At 72.9% G+C, this 19,149-nt stretch carries 19 protein-coding genes; 9 read left to right on the plus strand and 10 right to left on the minus strand.

The features are described from left to right. The first annotated feature begins 153 nt into the window (after positions 1–153). Together ACIP8Z_RS13860 and ACIP8Z_RS13865 are read left to right on the plus strand one after the other, a co-directional pair. The gene (locus tag ACIP8Z_RS13860; protein WP_402082717.1) at positions 154–1,206 is read left to right on the plus strand and encodes an alpha/beta hydrolase; all 1,053 of its coding nucleotides are present in this window, start codon (positions 154–156) and stop codon (positions 1,204–1,206) included. Continuing rightward, a complete protein-coding gene (locus ACIP8Z_RS13865) occupies positions 1,203–2,420 on the plus strand; it encodes an acyltransferase (RefSeq protein ID WP_402082719.1) in 1,218 nt (405 codons plus the stop codon). Before ACIP8Z_RS13860 ends, ACIP8Z_RS13865 begins: the two co-directional genes overlap by 4 nt. An 11-nt stretch (positions 2,421–2,431) precedes the next feature. On the opposite strand, the gene ACIP8Z_RS13870 is transcribed toward ACIP8Z_RS13865, so the two are convergent. Together ACIP8Z_RS13870 and ACIP8Z_RS13875 are read right to left on the minus strand one after the other, a co-directional pair. Further along, the gene (locus ACIP8Z_RS13870) at positions 2,432–3,457 is read right to left on the minus strand and encodes an aldo/keto reductase (RefSeq protein WP_402082721.1); all 1,026 of its coding nucleotides are present in this window, start codon (positions 3,455–3,457) and stop codon (positions 2,432–2,434) included. After that, positions 3,454–3,894 carry a MerR family transcriptional regulator gene (locus tag ACIP8Z_RS13875; protein ID WP_402083823.1) on the minus strand — a complete coding sequence of 147 codons (441 nt, stop codon included), beginning with the start codon at positions 3,892–3,894 and terminating at the stop codon, positions 3,454–3,456. The genes ACIP8Z_RS13870 and ACIP8Z_RS13875 overlap by 4 nt, the downstream gene beginning before the upstream one ends. Before the next feature lie 61 nt (positions 3,895–3,955). On the opposite strand from ACIP8Z_RS13875, the gene ACIP8Z_RS13880 reads away from it, so the two are divergent. Then, positions 3,956–4,786: a serine hydrolase domain-containing protein gene (locus tag ACIP8Z_RS13880; protein ID WP_402082724.1), complete on the plus strand. Its 831-nt coding sequence runs from the start codon at positions 3,956–3,958 to the stop codon at positions 4,784–4,786. Positions 4,787–4,789: 3 nt separating this feature from the next. Here ACIP8Z_RS13880 and ACIP8Z_RS13885 read toward each other — a convergent pair whose 3' ends face one another. The 5 genes from ACIP8Z_RS13885 to ACIP8Z_RS13905 are packed head-to-tail and all read right to left on the minus strand — an operon-like array spanning position 4,790 to position 10,660. Further along, positions 4,790–5,479, minus strand: coding sequence for a hypothetical protein (locus ACIP8Z_RS13885; RefSeq protein ID WP_402082726.1), 690 nt, complete (start codon positions 5,477–5,479; stop codon positions 4,790–4,792). Further along, complete coding sequence (locus ACIP8Z_RS13890) at positions 5,476–7,044, minus strand: ATP-binding protein (RefSeq protein ID WP_402082728.1); 1,569 nt, start codon at positions 7,042–7,044, stop codon at positions 5,476–5,478. Before ACIP8Z_RS13890 ends, ACIP8Z_RS13885 begins: the two co-directional genes overlap by 4 nt. Then, positions 7,041–7,733 (minus strand): response regulator transcription factor, encoded by a 693-nt coding sequence (locus tag ACIP8Z_RS13895; RefSeq protein ID WP_319309159.1) that lies wholly within the window; start codon positions 7,731–7,733, stop codon positions 7,041–7,043. The genes ACIP8Z_RS13890 and ACIP8Z_RS13895 overlap by 4 nt, the downstream gene beginning before the upstream one ends. A gap of 48 nt (positions 7,734–7,781) precedes the next feature. Then, positions 7,782–9,488, minus strand: a complete 1,707-nt coding sequence (murJ, locus tag ACIP8Z_RS13900) for a murein biosynthesis integral membrane protein MurJ (RefSeq protein ID WP_402082731.1) — start codon at positions 9,486–9,488, stop codon at positions 7,782–7,784. After that, positions 9,485–10,660: a lipid II:glycine glycyltransferase FemX gene (locus tag ACIP8Z_RS13905; RefSeq protein WP_402082734.1), complete on the minus strand. Its 1,176-nt coding sequence runs from the start codon at positions 10,658–10,660 to the stop codon at positions 9,485–9,487. Before ACIP8Z_RS13905 ends, murJ begins: the two co-directional genes overlap by 4 nt. A 207-nt stretch (positions 10,661–10,867) precedes the next feature. Between ACIP8Z_RS13905 and ACIP8Z_RS13910 the strand changes: the two genes are divergently transcribed. Continuing rightward, entirely contained in the window at positions 10,868–12,046 is a 1,179-nt protein-coding gene (locus ACIP8Z_RS13910; protein WP_402082736.1) for an Ig-like domain-containing protein, read from the plus strand. 19 nt (positions 12,047–12,065) lie between these two features. On the opposite strand, the gene ACIP8Z_RS13915 is transcribed toward ACIP8Z_RS13910, so the two are convergent. Beyond that, positions 12,066–12,773: a pirin family protein gene (locus tag ACIP8Z_RS13915; protein ID WP_402082739.1), complete on the minus strand. Its 708-nt coding sequence runs from the start codon at positions 12,771–12,773 to the stop codon at positions 12,066–12,068. A 153-nt stretch (positions 12,774–12,926) separates the two neighbouring features. On the opposite strand from ACIP8Z_RS13915, the gene ACIP8Z_RS13920 reads away from it, so the two are divergent. The 5 genes from ACIP8Z_RS13920 (at position 12,927) to fabF (ending at position 17,812) form a co-directional block, all read left to right on the plus strand. Continuing rightward, positions 12,927–14,108 carry a CdaR family transcriptional regulator gene (locus tag ACIP8Z_RS13920; protein WP_073917732.1) on the plus strand — a complete coding sequence of 394 codons (1,182 nt, stop codon included), beginning with the start codon at positions 12,927–12,929 and terminating at the stop codon, positions 14,106–14,108. Positions 14,109–14,197: 89 nt separating this feature from the next. Further along, positions 14,198–15,115, plus strand: a complete 918-nt coding sequence (locus ACIP8Z_RS13925) for an ACP S-malonyltransferase (protein ID WP_402082741.1) — start codon at positions 14,198–14,200, stop codon at positions 15,113–15,115. Positions 15,116–15,133: 18 nt separating this feature from the next. Next, entirely contained in the window at positions 15,134–16,165 is a 1,032-nt protein-coding gene (locus ACIP8Z_RS13930; protein WP_402082744.1) for a ketoacyl-ACP synthase III, read from the plus strand. Between the two features lie 56 nt (positions 16,166–16,221). Beyond that, a complete protein-coding gene (locus ACIP8Z_RS13935; RefSeq protein WP_015033413.1) occupies positions 16,222–16,470 on the plus strand; it encodes an acyl carrier protein in 249 nt (82 codons plus the stop codon). A 79-nt stretch (positions 16,471–16,549) separates the two neighbouring features. Next, positions 16,550–17,812, plus strand: a complete 1,263-nt coding sequence (fabF, locus tag ACIP8Z_RS13940; RefSeq protein ID WP_402082747.1) for a beta-ketoacyl-ACP synthase II — start codon at positions 16,550–16,552, stop codon at positions 17,810–17,812. A gap of 69 nt (positions 17,813–17,881) precedes the next feature. Here the strand turns inward: fabF and ACIP8Z_RS13945 are convergent, their stop codons facing one another. Both ACIP8Z_RS13945 and ACIP8Z_RS13950 read right to left on the minus strand, forming a co-directional pair. After that, a complete protein-coding gene (locus ACIP8Z_RS13945) occupies positions 17,882–18,247 on the minus strand; it encodes a hypothetical protein (RefSeq protein ID WP_402082750.1) in 366 nt (121 codons plus the stop codon). A gap of 313 nt (positions 18,248–18,560) precedes the next feature. Continuing rightward, positions 18,561–19,055 carry a DUF3145 domain-containing protein gene (locus ACIP8Z_RS13950; RefSeq protein ID WP_319309177.1) on the minus strand — a complete coding sequence of 165 codons (495 nt, stop codon included), beginning with the start codon at positions 19,053–19,055 and terminating at the stop codon, positions 18,561–18,563. Between the last annotated feature and the right edge of the window lie 94 nt (positions 19,056–19,149).

Raw genomic sequence — 19,149 nt, forward strand, 5'->3', positions numbered from 1 at the left:
ACCCCACCCCGCGCCTGGTGTTGCCTGCTCCTCCACCCCCTACCCCGGTATCAAAGGGGAGTTGGCACCCCGGTGTGACGTGCCGTCACCCGTCGTCTTCCTACCTTCCTCTCGCCAGCGAACGAGCGAGTACCGGAGAGGGAGGGCGACCCCATGCGCCGTATTTCGAGGACCCTGATCACCGCGGCCCTGGTGACCGCCGTGATCGGCGGGACGGCCGGCTGGGCGTCCGGTGACAGTCAGGAGGCCGTCACCGGGGCGCCGGTCGGGACGGCGGAGTGGCGGGCCGCCGGGCTGCCGGACCCGGAGCGGATGGACCCGGCCGGGGTGGCGCGGTTCTTCGCCGGCCTCAGCCCCGTACGGCAGCGGGAGCTGGCCCGGACGCACCCGACGGTCGTCGGGAACCTCGACGGGGCACCCCTTGAGCTGCGGTACGAGGCCAACGCCCGCACGACGCAGGGGGCGTTCGGCGGGGCGCGGGTCCTCGCCCACGACACGCGCGGCCGGGGCCAGGTGGCCCTGGTGTACGGGGATCTGGTGCGGGCCGAGCACATCGCGGTGATCGTGCCCGGCTCGGACATCGACGCGGGCCACGTGCGGCCGCTCACCGACATGGCGGCCTCGCTGCGGCAGGCCGCCGGCGGGGACACGGCGGTCGTCGCCTGGGCCGGGTACACCACCCCGGTCGGCGTCGGTCTGGACGCGGCCTCCGGCCGGCTCGCCCAGGCCGGAGCGGAGCGGCTCACCCGCTTCACGGACGGACTCGCGGCCGTCGGGGCGCCCGAGCCCTCCCTGTTCTGCCACAGCTACGGCTCCGTGGTCTGCGGCCTCGCCGCCCGCGATCTGAAGGCCAAGGACCTGGTGGTCTTCGGCTCCCCCGGGATGCGCGCCGGGAACGTGGACGAGCTCGGCACCTCCGCCCGCGTCTGGGCGGCGAAGGATCCCACCGACTGGATCGACCGGATCCCGAACGTCGAGGTCGGCGACCTCGGGCACGGCGCCGACCCCGCCGACCCGGCGTTCGGGGCCCGCCGGATCGCGGCCGACGACGCGGCCGGCCACGGCGGCTACCTCGCGCCGGGCACCTCCTCCCTCCGCGCGTTCGCCGCGATCGCCGACGGCTCCGTCCGCACGGCCGACGACATCCGCACCACCGCCGACGCCCGCATCGCCGCCGGCGCCCGTGCCGAGGGAGACGTCCGATGAGCGCCCTCGCGACCATGGCCCGCCGCACGGCCCGGAAGATCGAGTCGGGCACCCCCGCCCACCGCGACCGGGCGATCGACGGGCTGCGCGCCCTGGCCCTGCTGGCCGTGCCCACCGGGCACTGGCTGCTCGGCGGCTTCACTCTCTCCTCCGACGGGGCCATCCACAACGCCAGCCCGCTGGGCACGTTCGCGGGGCTCGCGCCGGTCAGCTGGGTCCTCCAGATGCTGGGGATCTTCTTCCTGGTCGGCGGCTACGCCTCCGTCCTCTCGTACCGGCGCAGGAAGGGCTCCACGCGCGCGTGGCTCGGTGGACGGCTCGCGCGGCTCGGCCGCCCGGTCCTCGGTGTCACCGCCGTCTGGGCGGCGCTGCTGCCCGTGCTGCACTTCGGGTTCGACGTGCCCGTGGACACCCTGCGGACCGCCTCCACGCTGGTGATCCAGCCGCTGTGGTTCGTCGGGGTGTACACGGTGGTCACCGCGCTCACCCCGCTGTGCGTCCGGGCGGCCCGCCGTCTCGGGGTGTGGTCCGCGGCCCCGCTGCTCGGCTCGGTGGCCGTCGTCGACTTCCTGCGGTACGGCCCGTACGCCGACGCCGTACCGTCCTGGCTCAGCCTCCTCAACATCCTGCCCGGCTGGCTCTTCGCCTATCAGCTCGGCGTCTCCTGGGGCGAGGGCCGGCTCACCGGGCGGCACGCCCGGTGGCTGCTGATCGGCGGGGCCGCGCTCTTCGCCGCCCTGCTGCTCGCCTTCGATTACCCGGCCTCGATGGTCGGCGTCCCCGGTGAGGCCCGCACCAACTCCCACCCGCCGTCGTTGCTCGTCCTCGCCCTGGCCGCCACGCAGAGCGGGGCCGCGATCCTGCTCAGGGACCGGCTCGGCAGGCTCCTGAAGCGGCCCGCGCTGTGGGCGCCGGTCGTGGTGGTCAACCTCTCGGCGATGACGATCCTGTGCTGGCACCAGACGGCGATGCTCACCGCGGCGATCCCCGCCTCGTACCTCGGGGAGGTCCCGGGGCTGGTCGGCGCACCGGACTCGGCCGGCTGGATCCTGGCACGGCTGGCCTGGATGCCGGTCTTCGCCGGACTGCTCGTCCTGATCGGGCGGTACGCGCGCGGGTTCGAGTCGCCGTGGGCGAGGACCGGCCCGGGCCGGCGCACCCTCGCGGGGCTGCTGGCGGCGGGATTCGCGGCCTTCGCCCTGGGGCTCGCGTGACGCGCGGTTCCTCAGGCCTCGCGCGACAGCGCCGTGAAGCGCATGTCCGGGTAGCGGTCGCCCGCCACCAGACCGGCGATCGGCTCCAGTTCGGCGAGTTCGGCCCCGGTGAGGGTGATCCGGGTGGCGGCGGCGTTCTCCTCCAGGCGGGAGCGCTTGCGGGTGCCGGGGATCGGGACGACCGTCAGGCCGTGCACGGAGGCCCGCTGCTGCACCCAGGCGAGGGCGATCTGCGCCGGGGTCGCGCCGTGCGCGGCGGCGATCTTGCGGACGGGGTCGAGCAGGGCGGCGTTCCGCTCCGCGTTCTCGCCGGTGAACCGGGGCTGGTGCCGGCGGTAGTCGCCGCCTGTCAGCTCCTTGGCCGCGTCGGCGAAGGATCCGGTGAGGAAGCCGCGGCCGAGCGGCGAGTACGGCACGACGGTGACGCCGAGCTCGGCGGCGGCGCCGACGGCGCTGCGCTCCACGTCCCGGGAGAAGAGCGACCACTCCGACTGGAGGGCGGCGATCGGGTGGACGGCGTGGGCCTCGCGCAGTTCGGGCCCGGTGACCTCGCTGAGGCCGAGGTGCTTGACCTTGCCCTCACGGACGAGTTCGGCCATCGCGCCGACGGACTCGGCGAGCGGGACCTCCGGGTCGCGGCGGTGCATGTAGTAGAGGTCGATGGTCTCGATGCCGAGGCGGCTCAGGCTGCCCTCGACGGCGGTCCTGATGTAGGCGGGGTCGTTGCGGATGCCCCGGTAGGCGGGGTCGTCGGCGCGCCGCTCCAGGGCGAACTTGGTGGCGAGGGTGACCTCGTCGCGGTGGGCGGCGAGGAACGGGGCGAGGAACCGCTCGTTGGCGCCGTTGCCGTAGGCGTCGGCGGTGTCGATCAGGGTGACGCCGGCCTCCAGGGCCGCGTCGAGGGTGTCGCGGGCGGCGGTCTCGTCGGTGTCGCCGTAGAACTCGCTGATGCCCATGGCGCCGAAGCCCTGGACGCCGATCTCGGGTCCGTCCTGGCCGCCGAGCCGTACGGTGTCGATCCTGGTCACGCTGGTCATGAAGATGTGCCTCCGCATGCGGTCCCGTAATGACTGATCTTGATGTCGAGCACGGCGAGCGTGTCCTGGAGTTCGGTGATCCGGGAGAGCACGTCACGCCTGGTGGTCTCCAGGAGTTCCCGTCGTTCGTCGCGGGTGTGGTCCCCCTCGCGGACGAGCTCCGCGTACCGGACCATGTCGGCGACCGGCATCCCGGTCAGCCGCAGCTTGCCGACGAAGGCGAGCCAGCCCAGGTCCCGCTCGGTGAAACGGCGCTGGCCGGTGTGCGAGCGGTCGACGTGCGACATGAGGCCGATCCGCTCGTACCAGCGCAGCGTGTGGGCCGTGAGGCCGGTCAGGGCCGCGACCTCGCTGATCGTGTAGTACGCCCGGGGGATCCGGGTACCGCTCGTGCCGCTGCTCGTACTCGTGCCTGTCGTCGTGCTCGTGCTCGCCATCACGCTCATGACCCCCACGCTAAAAGGTTGGAGTGCACTCCAAGCAAGTAGGCTCGGCTCCATGCAGAGCAGCGTGCCGAGCCTGGCGTCGATCGAGAACTGGCCCGTCCCCACCGCGGCGGCCGCCGTGGTCCGCGCGGACGGCACCCTGGCCGGGTCGTACGGCCCCACCGGGCAGCGCTTCCCGCTCGCCTCCGTCACCAAGCCGCTCGCGGCGTACGCCGTCCTCGTCGCGTACGAGGAGGGGGCGATCGACCTCGACGAGCCGGCCGGGCCCGAGGGCGCGACCGTACGCCATCTCCTCGCCCACACCTCGGGGCTCGCGTTCGACGAGAACCGGGTCATGGCCGCGCCGGGCACCCGCCGGATCTACTCCAACACCGGTTTCGAGGCCCTCGGCGACCATCTCGCCAAGGCGACCGACATCCCCTTCGCCGAGTACCTGCGCCAGGCGGTCCTGGAGCCGCTGGGCATGACGTCGACGACGCTGGAGGGCTCGCCCGCCAAGGACGCCGTCTCGACCGTCGACGACCTGGTGCGGTTCGCCGCCGAGGTGCAGGCGCCGCGGCTGCTCGACCCGCGCACGGTCCTGGACGCGATGAGCGTCGCGTACCCCGGCCTGACCGGCATCCTGCCCGGTTACGGGCACCAGCGGCCCAACGACTGGGGCCTCGGCTTCGAGATCCGCGACGGCAAGTCCCCGCACTGGACGGGCGCCACGTCCTCGCCGCGCGCCTTCGGGCACTTCGGGCAGTCCGGCACGTTCCTGTGGATCGACCCGGACGCCCGCGCCGCGTGCGTGGCGCTGACCGACCGGCCCTTCGGGCCGTGGGCGGTCGAGGCCTGGCCGCCGTTCACCGACGCGGTCCTCGCCGACCTGCGGGCCGCCTAGACCCTAATCGTCGCAGCGGGCGGTGGGCAGGATGCCGTCCGGGCCGCTGAGGGACACCTCGACGAGGCCGGCCGGGTGTTCCGCGTAGGCGGTCGTGCAGACCAGTTGGCGGACGCCCGCCTCCGAGAGCTTCTTGACGGGGAAGGGCGTCCGGACCCAGATCAGCCGGCGTGCCGGGGTCCCGGTCGAGCCGTTCCCCTCCGAGGCCTGCAGCATGGTCGGGGTGTCCCCCTTCGCCTCGGGCAGGGCGGTGGCGATGCCCGCCGCCCGCTCGTTCTCCCTGGGACCGGCGAGGAGCATGGCGAGGATCTTGTCGGTGACGATCCCACCCCGGCGCAGGTCGTCGCGGGATATCTCGTAGCCAGGGCCGAACACGTCGGTCGGTACGTGCTCTCCCGAGCCCCCCGAAGGGGAGCTGGTCTCCGGGTAGGGACGGCCGATGTCACGGGTCACCGGCATCGACCGGCCGTCGGGGCCGACGAAGTAGAGCACGATCCGTTCCTCGAGTATCTGCGGCCCGACGTGGAGCGTCGCCGCCCCGCCCGCCTCGACGACGTCGCTCTTCTGTATGCCGCAGCCGGCCAGCGCGGGCGGCGTCAGCAGGGCGAGCAGGGCGACGGCGGCCGCTCTGCGGCGCTTCGCGGCCCCACCCGCCCGGCGGCGGCGTCCGGCGGTGGTGCTCCGGGTGTTCACAGCGGCATCCGTACCGTGAAGACCGCCCCGCCCTCGGGGGCGTTGGCGGCCGTGACCGTGCCTCCGTGGAGCCGTACGTTCTCCAGGGTGATCGCGAGGCCGAGGCCGCTGCCCGCCGAGCGGGTACGGGCCCGGTCGGCCTTGTAGAAGCGGTCGAACACATGCGGCAGGACGTCCGGGTGGATGCCGGGGCCCCGGTCGGCGACCTCCGTCACCAGCTGGTCCCCCTCCGCCCACAGCCGGACCGTCACGGGCGCCCCGCCGTGCCGCAGCGCGTTCCCGACGAGGTTGGCGACGACGACGTCGAAGCGACGCGGGTCGAGCCGGGCCCTGATCCCCTCCGTGAGGTACGGGACGACCTGCGCCGGGTCGGTCCAGTACCGGTGCTGGAGGGTCTTGCGGACGCAGTCGGCGGCGTCGACCTCGTCGGTGTGCAGCTCGGCGGCGCGGGCGTCGAAGCGGGAGATCTCCATGAGGTCTTCGACGAGCACGGCGAGCTTCCCGGTTTCGGCGCTGATCAGGCGGACGGCGCGGGCGGTGTCGCTGTCGAGGCTCCCGGCGTCCTCGTCGAGGACCTCCGTGACGGCGAGCATCCCGGCGAGCGGGGTGCGGAGTTCGTGCGAGACGTCGGAGGCGAAGCGTCGGGCGCGGGCCTCGGCGTTGCGCAGTTCCGCGACGGAACGTTCCAGCTCGGCGGCGGACTCGTTGAACGTCCGGGCGAGATCGGCGAGTTCGTCGCTGCCTTTGGCGTGGATGCGGGTGTCGAGCCGGCCGCGGCCCATGCTGTGCGCCGCGTGGCGCAGCTCCCGCACCGGCCGGAGCACGCCGCGCGCGGCGATCAGGGCGGGGATCAGGGCGACGGCGAGCGCGGGCAGCGCGCCGTCGCGGGCGGCCGTGACCATCGCCTCGATGTTCGCCTCCTCCTCGGCGAGTTCCATGACGGCGTAGAACACGAGACCGGTGCGCTGCGGCGGACCCTGGGCCGAGCGGGCGAGGAAGACGGCCGGCACGGCGATCGTGAGGTACGGGGTGCCGTTCTTGACCACTCGCTGGAAACTGCCGTGCGGGACGCCCTTGTCGTCGGCGGCGCGGGCCCGCAGCTCGGGTGTGATGACGGAGGAGGTGGGCCGGTCGGTGGAGGAGACGCGGAGGGTGCCGTACTCGGCGTAGACGCGCCAGGCGCGGGGCTTGCCCTGGCGGGCGACGAGCATGAGCGAGCTCCGCAGGGAATCCGCGTCGACGGGCAGTTCGGTGCCGAGGGCGTCGATCTGCTCGCGGAAGGCGGAGACGGCGGTGTCCTGGGTCTGCTCCAGGATGGCGTTGCGGGCGGCCCGGTAGGTGAGCGCGGCGGTGGTGCCGCAGCCGACGGCGGCGACGAGCAGGAAGGCGAGGACGAGCCGGGTGCGGAGCCCGAAGGGGTGCGGCCGCAGGCGCGGGCTGCGGCCACCGCGCCGGGCGGCGCGCCCGCGCGCCGTCGTCCCGTGACCGTCTTGGCCGGCGCGGCCTCCGTGCCCCTCGTGCCCCTCGTGCCCGGTGTCCTCGTCCGGGGTGACGCAGGCCTTCACTGCGGTCCCAGCGGGCCGAAGCGGTAGCCGAAGCCGCGCAGGGTCTGGATGTAGCGGGGCTCGCCCGGGGTGTCCTCGATCTTGTTCCGCAGCCGGCGGACGCAGGCGTCGACCAGCCGGGCGTCCCCGTGGTAGCTGTGCTCCCAGACGTGTTCGAGGAGCTGCTGCCGGCTGAAGACCTGCTCGGGCGCGGCCGTGAGATGGAGCAGCAGTTTCAGCTCGGAGGGGGCGAGGGCGATCCGCTCGCCCGCCTTGGCGACGGTGAGACCGGCCCGGTCGATGGCCAGCTCCCCGTGGAACTCGACGGCGGCCCGGCCGCCGGCCGGCTCCTCGATGCGGCGCAGCACGGCCCGTATCCGCGCCTCGATGACCTCGGTACGGGCGGGCTTGACGATGTAGTCGTCGGCGCCGGCCTCCAGACCGATGACGACGTCGAAGTCGTCCCCGCGGGCGGTCAGCATGATGATCGGCAGCTGGCTGCTCTCGCGGACCCGGCGGCAGACCTGGACGCCGTTGATGCCGGGCAGCATGAGGTCGAGCAGCAGCAGATCCGGCCGGAACTCCGCGAGCGCTTCGAGGCCGGCCTCCCCGGTGGCGGCGGTGCGCACCTCGTGCCCGCGGCGCCGGAGGCCGAGCTCGACGCCTTCGCGGACGGAGGGGTCGTCTTCTATCAGGAGCACGCGGGGCATCTGTGAAGTATCCAAGGTCGAAGGGCCCCTCCTGCCGGAGGGGGTGGCTCAGGTGCGGTGGGCGAGGCCGCGCAGTCGGCCGGTGCCGGCCCCGATGAGGGCCTGGACCTCGGTGAGCCGGAGGGGCTGGGCGAGGACGGCGAAGACGGTGAGGACGGTCAGCGCGCCGGCGATCCCGGAGGGCACGGCCCCTGCGGGACCGGTGAGGTCGGTGACGAGGAGCCCGTAGCCGGCGGCGGGCACGGCGGCGAACAGCAGCCGCGCGAGCGCGGAGACGGAACCGCCGGAGGCCGCACCGCCCGCGCCTCGGGAGGCCGGACCGCCCGCGCCGCCGGGTGCCGGCCCGGTCCCGGACGCCGGGCCGCTCCCCTTGAGCCGCTTCCTCAGCACGTACGCCGTGAGGCCCCAGCCCGCCCAGAGCGCGAGCGTGTACCCGGCGGCCATGCCGGCGACGGCCCACTTCGTGGGCAGGTAGTGGTGGGCGGCGAACGACAGCCCCGCGTTGAGCCCGGCGATCACCAGGTTGAGCAGGAACGGGGTACGGGTGTCCCGCAGCGCGTAGAAGGCGCGGTTGCAGACGTACTGCCCGGAGAGGGCGACGAGGCCGGGCGCGAAGGCCATCAGGATCCAGGACATCGCGCGGATGTCGTCGCCGCTGGTCGCCCCGTACCGGAAGACGACCGTCATCAGCGGGACGGCCAGCGCGAGGAGGGCGCAGGCCGCCGGGACGACGGCGGCCTGGCTGGTCCGCAGGGCGTACGAGACGTCCCGGCGGACCCCCGTGAGGTCGCCGTCGGCGGCCGCGGCGCTCATCCGGGGCAGCAGCGCGGTGACGAGGGAGACCGTGATGATGCCGTGCGGGACGGACCACAGCAGATAGGCGTTGTTGTACGCGGCGAGGCCGCCGCCGCTGACGGTGCCGCCCGCCGAGGTGGCGAGCAGCGTCGTCACCCAGTACGCGGCCTGGTTGGTGAGGACGAGCAGGACCAGCCAGCCGGCCGAGCGCAGCGGTGTGGCGAGGCCGCTGCCGCGCCAGTCGAAGCGGGGCCGCCAGCGGAAGCGGGCGGCGCGCAGCGAGGGCAGGAGGGCGAGGGCCTGGAGCACGATGCCGGCGGTGGTGCCCCAGCCGAGCAGGGCGGTCTCCCCGGGGGTGAGGGCGCCGCCGTCGCTGACCACGAGGAACAGGGCGAAGACGGAGACGACGACCACGTTGTTGAGGACGGGGGTCCACATCATGGCGCCGAAGCGGCCCCGCGCGTTGAGGACCTGCCCGAGGAGGGTGAAGAGGCCGAGGAAGAAGATCTGCGGCAGGCACGCGCGCGCGAAGGCGAGGGTCATCTCCCGCTGCTCGCCGACGTAGTCGGTGTACGTGTCGACGATGAGCGGCGCGGCGAACACCGCGCCGGCCGTGAGGGCGAGGAGGGCGAGCACGCAGAGGGTGAGCAGCCGGTCGGTGTAGGCGACTCCGCCGTCCTCGTGCTCCTTGGCGGCCTTGACCAGCTCGGGGACGAAGACGGCGTTGAGGGCGCCGCCGAGGAGGAGCGTGTAGATGATGGTGGGGACGGTGTTGCCGACCGCGTAGCCGTCGGCGACGGCGGCCGCGCCGAGCGCCGCGGCGACGACGGAGGCGCGGACGAAGCCGGTGGCACGGGAGACGAGCGAGCCCGCGGCCATGAGCGCGCCGCTGCGCAGCGCGGACGGCTTGGCCTTCGCCCGGCCCCTGCCGGGCCTCTCGGCGGCGAGCGTGGCCGTCATCGGCGGGCCAGATACGCCTGGAAGGCGCGGAACAGCGCGTGGTTGGTCGTGCCCTGCATCGGTGTCTCCCACTCCCCCAGCGTCTCGACGACCTCTCCGCCCGTACCGAGCTTCCAGCGGAGCAGCCCGTGGGCACGGTCGCCCGGGTCGAGGGTGGAGGGTACCCCGCGCAGGTCGTAGACGGCGGCGCCGAGGGCGTGGGCGTCGAGCATCATGCGCCACTGGAGGGCGTTGGAGGGCCGGACCTCGCGGCGGTGGTCGGCGGAGGCGCCGGTCTGGTACCAGACGCGTCCGCCGACGGTGACCATGGTGTGGGCGGCGAGGATCTCGCCCTCGTGGCGGGCCAGGTAGAGCTTCATCCGGCCGGGGTGTTCGGCGTTGAGGACGGCGTACTGGCGCTCGTAGTAGGCGAGGGAGCGGCCGAGCCGGAAACCGTCGCGCTCCTCGGTGACGCGGAGCAGCCGGTAGAACTCGGGGAGGTCGGCGGCGGATCCGACGGTGATCTCGACCCCGGACTTGCGGGCCTTGCGGACGTTGCGCCGCCATTCCTGGTTGAGACCGGTCCACAGGTCGTCGGGGGTGCGCCCGGTGAGCGGCACCTGGAAGACGTGCCGGGGCTGGGCGTCGGCGCCGTCCTCCGACTCCCCGCCGCACTTGCGCCAGCCGCGGGCGCGGAGCCGTTCGGCGACGGCGGTCCCCAGCGGGTCGACCTCGTCGGCGAGGACGTCGGAGAGCCGGCGGCCGGGCCCGGTGGCGGACTTGACGGTGGCGGCGTTCCACCGCCGGTAGGCGGGCCCGGGGCCGATGCGTACGGCGAAGGCGCCGCAGGAGCGGAGGTGGCCGAGGAGCGGGCCGAGCCAGCCGTCGATGTCGGCGTCGGCCCAGTCGGCGACGGGGCCTTCGGGCAGGTAGGCGAAGTACTTGCGGGTGCCGGGGAAGGGCCGCAGGAGGACGAGGGCGACACCGGTCAGGCCGCCGGACTCCGGGCCCCAGCCGATCAGTTGGTGCTGCCAGCCGTCCTTCACCTGGGCCCAGGCAGGGACCTGGAGGAAGCTGGGCCCGTCCGCACCGGAGCGGGACGCGAGGAAGGCGCGGTAGACCTCGGGGGTCACGGGGCCGAGCCGCAGGGCGCGGCGCTCGGTGGGTGCGGCCGTCACGAGCAGGGCTGACACAACGGGAGCCTCCTTGTTCCGCCCCTCGGTGGTGGGGCGCACAGCAGGCTCACAGCCGAATTCGACGGAGTCGCGCGGCGTATGTGACCGGACGATGACCGTTTTGCCGCAGCCCTTGTCATACGGGCCCCGGGCCCCCGTGCGGCGCGGGGAGCGACCTACAGTCCGAAACATCCCACTCACTCCTCATCACTGCGGAGGTCTCCCGTGCTGCGAATACGCACACCCCGTCCCGTTCTCGCGGCAGTCGCGCTGACCGTCTCCCTGACGGCCTGTTCGGCTCAGGCGGCGAGCGGTCCCGGGGGGACCGGGGCCGCCGCGGCGGAAGGGTCGAAGGCCCCGCCGGCGAAGGTGACGGTCGTGGACCCGGCGGCCGGCGTCCCGGTGACGGTGACCGCGACGGGCGGCACGATCTCCGAGGTGAAGGTCGTGGACGCGGACGGCGGTTCGCTCGCCGGGCGGGCGGCCGCGGGCGGCACCCGCTGGGTATCGGACCGCAAGGCGGCGCCGGGCACCGCGTACACGGTGGAGGTCGTCTCGCGCACGGCCGACGGCACCGAGTCGACCACCCGGTCCTCGTTCAGGACGGCCGCGGCGGACAAGGTCAACAAGGTGACCCTGGCCCCCGGCAAGAACACCACCGTCGGCATCGCCCACCCCGTCTCGATCGTCTTCGACCTGCCGGTGACGAAGAAGGCGGACGTGGAGAAGCAGCTGAAGGTGACCACCTCGAACGCGACCGAGGGTTCCTGGGGCTGGGTCAAGGACTACTCGGGCCGTGACAGGGCGGACTGGCGCCCCCGTACGTACTGGAAGCCCGGTACGAAGGTCACCCTGGAGGCGGATCTGAACGGCACGGACTCGGGCGGCGGTTGGTTCGTACGGGACTACCGGACCGGCTTCACGATCGGTGCGGCGCAGATCGTGAAGGTCGACCTGGACCGCCACAGGCTGACCCTGGACAAGGAGGGGCGCACGGTCCGCACGATCCCGGTCTCCGGCGGCACCCCGGGCGGCGACAAGCGGTCCTGGCGGGGCACGGCCGTGCTGATGGCGAAGGAGGGCACGATCAACATGAACTCGGAGACGGTCGGGCTCGGGGACGCCTACGACAAGATGGTCGACTACTCGATGCGGCTGACCTGGTCGGGCATGTACGCGCACGCGGCCCCGTGGAACGCGGCGTACTTCGGCAACGCCAACAAGAGCTCGGGCTGCATCGGCATGAGCGACGCGAACGCCGCGTCCTTCTACGGCGCGGTGAACGTCGGCGACCCCTTCGAGATCACCGGCAAGGACACCAAGGGCACGGTCGCCGAGGGCAACGGCTACGGGGCGTGGAACCTGAGCTGGGAGCAGTGGAGGAAGAAGAGCGCGCTCGCCTGAAGGACCGGCCCCCGGTCGTTCAGCCGAGGGCCTTGCGCCAGTCCCGCATCTCCCAGACCAGGACCTCCGCGTCGGTCGTGGCGACGAGGGTGTGACCCCGGGCGTCGGTGAGGCGGGCGGCGTCGCCGGGGTGCAGCGGCTCGCCGTCGGGTGGCTCGCCGGCCTCCCCGCCGGGCTGCTCCTCGGCCAGCCCGACCGTGCCGCGTACGACATGGACGTACACGAAGTCGGCGGCCGGCACGGGGACCCGCTCGCCCGCCGCGGGCCGGCGGACGTGCAACCGGGCGTCCGCCTCCGGGAGGTCGTACGGCTCCCCGAGGCCGCGCACCACCTCGTACGAGGGCTCCCCGCCCGGCGACAGCGGTGCGAGCCACATCTGCACGAAGACGAGCGGCACGTCGGCGTCGTTGCGTTCGACGTGCCGGACTCCGCCGGCGGAGCTCAGCCGCTGAAGGTCGCCGGGGCGGACGACCGTGGTGTGGCCGGCCGTGTCGTGGTGGGTCAGCTCCCCCTCGACGACCCAGGTGACGATCTCGGTGTGGCTGTGCGGATGCTCGTCGAAGCCCGCGCCGGGCGCCAGCCGCTCCTCGTTGCAGGCGAGCAGGGCGCCGAAGCGGAGGTTGTCGGGGTCGTAGTGCGACCCGAAGGACAGGGCGTGCCGGGTCTCGATCCCGGCGGCCGGGTCGCCCCCGGGGTACCGCTCCCCCGCGCGCTGGATGCGTATCACGGGTCCCACGGTAGTGCCGCCGCCCGGGGCCCCGCCCGGGTCCCGTCGCGAGGCGCTCCCGGGGGTCGCGGCGGGGGCCGGCCGCCGACCCCTCCGGAGGCGAACCCGCCCCGACCCCGCACACTGCCGTCCCGATAAGGCAGTCTTGTCCCCGTGCCAGAACCCACGAACGCCCCTCACCCGCACGCCGCGACCCTGAAGCGCCTCGAACAGTCCTCCGGGCGGCTCGCCGCCAACGCCATTGCCCGCATGGACGAGACGCTGCCGTGGTACCGGGCGATGCCGCCCGAGAACCGGTCGTGGATCGGTCTGGTCGCCCAGGCCGGTATCGCCGCGTTCACCGAGTGGTTCCGGCACCCCGAGACCCCGCAGGCCATCTCGACGGACGTCTTCGGCACCGCGCCCCGCGAGCTGACCCGCGCGATCACCCTGCGCCAGACCGTCGAGATGGTGCGGACCACCATCGAGGTCATGGAGACGGCGATCGAGGAGGTCGCCGCCCCCGGCGACGAGTCGATCCTCCGCGAGGCGCTCCTCGTCTACGCCCGGGAGATCGCCTTCGCGACCGCCCAGGTGTACGCGCAGGCCGCCGAGGCCCGGGGCGCCTGGGACGCGCGCCTGGAATCGCTCGTGGTGAACGCGGTCCTGTCCGGCGAGGCCGACGAGGGCGCGGTGTCGCGTGCCGCCGCGCTCGGCTGGAACTCCCCGGACCATGTGTGCGTGATCCTCGGGACGGCCCCCGACGGCGACAGCGAGCTGACCGTGGAGGCGATCCGCCGCGCGGCCCGGCACGCCAAGCTCCAGGTCCTCACCGGCGTTCTCGGCAACCGGCTGGTCGTCATCGCCGGCGGCAACGATAATCCGCTGGCCGTGGCGAAGGCCCTGATCGGCCCGTACGCGGCGGGCCCGGTCGTCGCCGGCCCCGTCGTCCCCGACCTGCTGGCCGCCACGCGCTCCGCGCAGGCCGCCGCGGCGGGTCTGAAGGCCTGCTCGGCCTGGCAGGACGCTCCCCGCCCGGTCCTCGCGGACGATCTCCTGCCGGAGCGCGCCATCGCCTCCGACCCTTCGGCGCGCGAGCAGCTGGTGGAGGAGATCTACAGACCGCTGGAAGAAGCGGGCTCGGCGCTGCTCGAAACTCTCAGTGTCTATCTGGAGCAGGCCAGCAGCCTGGAAGGCGCGGCACGGATGCTGTTCGTGCACCCCAACACCGTGCGCTACCGGCTTCGACGTGTGACCGACGTCACCGGCTGGTCACCCTCTGATGTCCGTTCCGCGTTCACGCTGCGGATCGCGCTCATTCTCGGGCGCTTGGCCGACGGAGATCCGCAGTCCTAGACTTTTGTCGAACACCAACAATTCCCCCGACGGTTCTTCGTCCCTGTCCCCACGGGCGCTCGAAGCCGTCCGCAAGAGAGAGTGTGAGGGTGCTCGTACTCGTCGCTCCCGGCCAAGGCGCCCAGACGCCCGGCTTCCTGACTCCCTGGCTCGAACTCCCCGGCGCCGCCGACCGCATCGCGGCCTGGTCGGACGCCATCGGGCTCGACCTCGCCCACTACGGCACGAAGGCGGACGCGGACGAGATCCGTGACACCGCCGTGGCGCAACCGCTCCTCGTCGCCGCCGGCCTGCTGTCCGCCGCCGCCCTCGGTGACGTCGTTCCCGGCGTCGTCGCCGGTCACAGCGTCGGCGAGTTCACCGCCGCCGCGCTCGCGGGCGTCCTCGACGACACCGCCGCACTGCGTCTCGTACGGACCCGTGGGCTCGCGATGGCCGAGGCCGCCGCGATCACCGAGACCGGTATGTCCGCGCTGCTCGGCGGCGACCCCGAGGTGACCGTCCCGCACCTGGAGAAGCTCGGCCTGACCGCGGCCAACGTGAACGGCGCGGGCCAGATCGTGGCCGCCGGCACCATGGAGCAGCTGGCCGCCCTGGAGGCGGACAAGCCCGAGGGCGTCCGGCGGGTCGTCCCGCTCAAGGTCGCCGGTGCCTTCCACACGCACCACATGGCCCCGGCCGTGGCGAAGCTGGAGGCGGCGGCGAGTGAGCTGTCCCCGGCCGCCCCGGCCACCCGCTACGTCTCGAACAAGGACGGGCAGGTCGTCACCGACGGCGCCGAGGTCGTGGCCCGCCTGGTCGGCCAGGTCGCGAACCCGGTCCGCTGGGACCTGTGCATGGAGACCTTCCAGACGCTCGGCGCGACCGCGCTGATCGAGGTGTGCCCCGGCGGCACCCTGACCGGCATCGCCAAGCGCGCCCTGCCGGGCGTGTCCACGGTCGCCCTCAAGACTCCCGACGACCTCGACGCGGCCCGTACGCTCATCGCTGAGCACGCGGCCGTCTGACAAGGAGTGTCGAGAAGCATGTCGAAGATCAAGCCCAGCAAGGGCGCCCCGTACGCACGGATCCTCGGTGTCGGCGGCTACCGCCCCACCCGGGTCGTGCCGAACGAGGTGATCCTCGAGAAGATCGACTCGTCCGACGAGTGGATCCGCTCGCGCTCCGGTATCGCCACCCGCCACTGGGCCTCTCCGGAGGAGACCGTCGCCGCCATGTCGGTGGAGGCCTCGGGCAAGGCCATCGCCGACGCCGGGATCAACCCCGAGCAGATCGGCGCCGTGATCGTCTCCACGGTCTCGCACTTCAAGCAGACCCCGGCCGTCGCCACCGAGATCGCCGACAAGATCGGCGCCGGCAAGCCGGCCGCGTTCGACATCTCCGCCGGCTGCGCGGGCTTCGGCTACGGCCTGACGCTCGCCAAGGGCATGATCGTCGAGGGTTCCGCGGAGTACGTGCTCGTCATCGGTGTCGAGCGGCTCAGCGACCTGACGGATCTGGAGGACCGCGCGACGGCCTTCCTGTTCGGCGACGGCGCCGGTGCCGTGGTCGTCGGTCCCTCGGACGAGCCGCACATCGGCCCCACCGTCTGGGGTTCCGAGGGCGACAAGTCCGAGACGATCAAGCAGACCGTGCCGTGGAACGAGTTCCACGGGGGCGATGTCTCGAAGCTGCCGCTCAACGAGCAGGGCGAGATCAAGTTCCCCGCCATCACGCAGGAGGGTCAGGCGGTCTTCCGCTGGGCCGTCTTCGAGATGGCGAAGGTCGCCCAGCAGGCCCTGGACGCCGCCGGCATCTCGGCGGACGATCTGGACGTCTTCATCCCGCACCAGGCGAACATGCGGATCATCGACTCGATGGTGAAGACGCTGAAGCTCCCGGAGCACGTCACGGTCGCCCGTGACGTCGAGACCACCGGCAACACGTCCGCGGCCTCGATTCCGCTCGCCATGGAACGACTCCTGGCGACCGGCAAGGCGAAGAGCGGCGACACGGCGCTCATCATCGGCTTCGGGGCGGGTCTCGTCTTCGCCGCGACGGTCGTTACCCTCCCCTAGGCACTCCGGTTCTCCCGGAAGCCTTTTCACAAGTAATCACAAGAAGGAGCGCCACCATGGCCGCCACCCAGGACCAGATCGTCGAAGGCCTCGCCGAGATCGTCAACGAGATCGCCGGCATCCCGGTCGAGGACGTCCAGCTGGACAAGTCCTTCACCGACGACCTGGACGTCGACTCGCTCTCCATGGTCGAGGTCGTCGTCGCCGCCGAAGAGCGCTTCGACGTCAAGATCCCGGACGAGGACGTCAAGAACCTCAAGACGGTTGGCGACGCTGCCGACTACATCCTGAAGCACCAGGCCTGATTCGGCCCTCGCTGACTCGGTCCGCCACCCGGCGGTGGCGCCGTATTCCGACCATCACACACATGGAGAACGAATTCCTGTGAGCTCGACCAATCGCACCGTGGTCGTCACCGGTATCGGCGCAACCACACCGCTGGGTGGCGACTCCGCGTCGACCTGGGAAGGTCTTCTCGCGGGGCGCTCCGGCGTCAAGCCCCTGGAGGGCGAGCGCTTCGCCGAACTGCCTGTGCAGATCGCCGCGACCGCCGCCGTCGACCCCGGTGACGTCCTGCCCCGCCCGCTCGCCCGCAAGCTGGACCGCTCGGCGCAGTTCGCGCTGATCGCGGCCCGCGAGGCCTGGGCCGACGCGGGCTACACCGCCCCCGCGGGCGAGGACGCGTCCATCGCGCCCGAGCGGCTCGGGTCGGTCATCGCCTCCGGCATCGGTGGCGTAACGACTCTGCTCGACCAGTACGACGTGCTCAAGGAGAAGGGCGTCCGCCGCGTCTCCCCGCACACCGTGCCCATGCTCATGCCGAACAGCCCCTCCGCGAACGTCGGCCTCGAGGTGAACGCCCGGGCGGGCGTCCACACCCCGGTCTCCGCGTGCGCGTCGGGTGCCGAGGCGATCGGCTACGCCGTCGAGATGATCCGTACCGGCCGCGCCGACGTGGTCGTCGCCGGCGGTACCGAGGCCGCGATCCACCCGCTGCCGATCGCCGCCTTCGCCAACATGATGGCGATGTCCAAGAACAACGACGAGCCGACGAAGGCCTCGCGTCCCTACGACACCGGCCGTGACGGCTTCGTGCTCGGCGAGGGCGCGGGCGTCGTGATCCTGGAGTCCGAGGAGCACGCGAAGGCCCGTGGCGCCCGCGTCTACTGCGAGGTCCTCGGCCAGGGCCTGTCGGCCGACAGCCACCACATCGCGCAGCCCGAGCCGACCGGCCGGGGCATCGCCGCCGCGATGCAGAACCTGCTCGACGCGACGGACCTCAAGCCGTCCGAGGTCGTCCACCTCAACGCGCACGCCACGTCGACGCCGCAGGGTGACGTCGCCGAGATCAAGGCGCTGCGGAAGGTCCTGGGCGACGACCTGGACCACGTCGCGATCTCCGCGACGAAGTCGATGACCGGCCACCTCCTCGGCGGCGCGGGCGGCATCGAGACCGTCGCGACGGTCCTGGCCCTCCACCACCGCCTGGCCCCGCCGACGATCAACGTCGACGAGCTGGACCCGGCGGTCGACGCGGACATCGTCCGCGACGAGCCCCGCGAGCTCCCGCAGGGCACGATCGCCGCGATCAACAACTCGTTCGGCTTCGGCGGCCACAACGTGGTCCTGGCGTTCCGCACGGTCTGACCTCGCGTCCGACACACGAAGGAGGCCCGCCCCCCGCTTGGGGGGTGGGCCTCCTTCGTGTGTCGGCGCTCAGCGCAGCGCGAAGGCCGAGGGTTCCGCCTGCGTCAGGAGGTGGTTGACGACGACGTGCCCGCCGTCGGGGGCGGCGAGGAGTTCCGGTTCGATGGAGAGTTGCGCCTCCGGGTTCTCCGGGGCGATCACCGTGCCCGCCTTGCCCGTAGCGGGGTCGAGGAGCACGATCCTCGCTCCGACGGCGTTCTCCAGGACCGCGACCCGGCCGTCCCGCTCGGTCGCCAGTGCCGCCGTCCGATGCTCGGAGGCGTACTCCCAGGCCTTCCGGCCGTCCGTGAGGGAGTACGCGACGACCCGGTCGGGCACGATGCCGTCCCGCTCGGCCGTCGTGATCCGTCGGCCGTCGCGGACGACGATCCTCACCCCGTCGGTCTTGGCGGGACGCGGTCCCGGCGCCCCGTCCCGCGGCTCCGTCGGCCGTACGGCTCCGTCGGCTCGCGACCAGCCCCGTCACCCCCGCCGCCAGGGCCAGCGCGCACCCCAGCGCCGTCCAGCCCTTCGGGCAGGAGCCGACGACGACCCCGGCCCCCAGGAACGTCGCCGCGGCGCCGAACGCGGCGCCCGACAGCAGAACGGCGGCCGTGACCGGCGCCGTACGTTCTCGCGTCACTTCTCTCCCGCCCGGCGCACCCCCTGCGCACCCGGGCGGAATCCACCGCTCGCCGGTGACGGCCGGTCAGACGACTTGGTGCAGCCAGCGGACGGGGGCTCCCTCGCCCGCGTACCGGAAGGGCTCCAGTTCGTCGTCCCAGGGCTTGCCGAGGAGCCGGGCGATCTCGGCCTCCAGCTTGGTCTCGCCCTGCGCGGAGCGCGCGAGTGCCGCCCGCAGCCGGTCCTCGGGGATCAGGATGTCCCCGTGCATGCCGGTGACGGCGTGGAAGATGCCCAGGTCGGGGGTGGCGCTGTAGCGCTCGCCCTCGGCGGTGGGACAGGGCTCCGCGGTGACCTCGAAGCGGAGCATCTGCCAGCCGCGCAGCGCGGAGGCGAGTTCGGAGGCGGTGCCGGTACGGCCCTGCCAGGAGAACTCGGCTCTCCAGGTGCCGGGGGAAGCCGGCTGGCGGATCCAGTCGAGCTGGACCCTCGCACCGAGGACACCCGCGACCGCCCATTCGACGTGCGGGCACAGCGCGCGCGGTGCGGAGTGAACGTACAGGACTCCACGTGTCGTCACCGGGACCTCCAGTGTGGGACGAGGTTCGCCTTTCCCAGCGGCCTCAGTAAACAGCATCAGGAGCAAAAGGTCACAAACCCTAAAAAAGGGGACA

Origin of the sequence: Streptomyces sp. NPDC088553 (assembly GCF_044752965.1) — a bacterium.
In the GTDB taxonomy this organism is placed as follows: Bacteria; Actinomycetota; Actinomycetes; order Streptomycetales; family Streptomycetaceae; genus Streptomyces.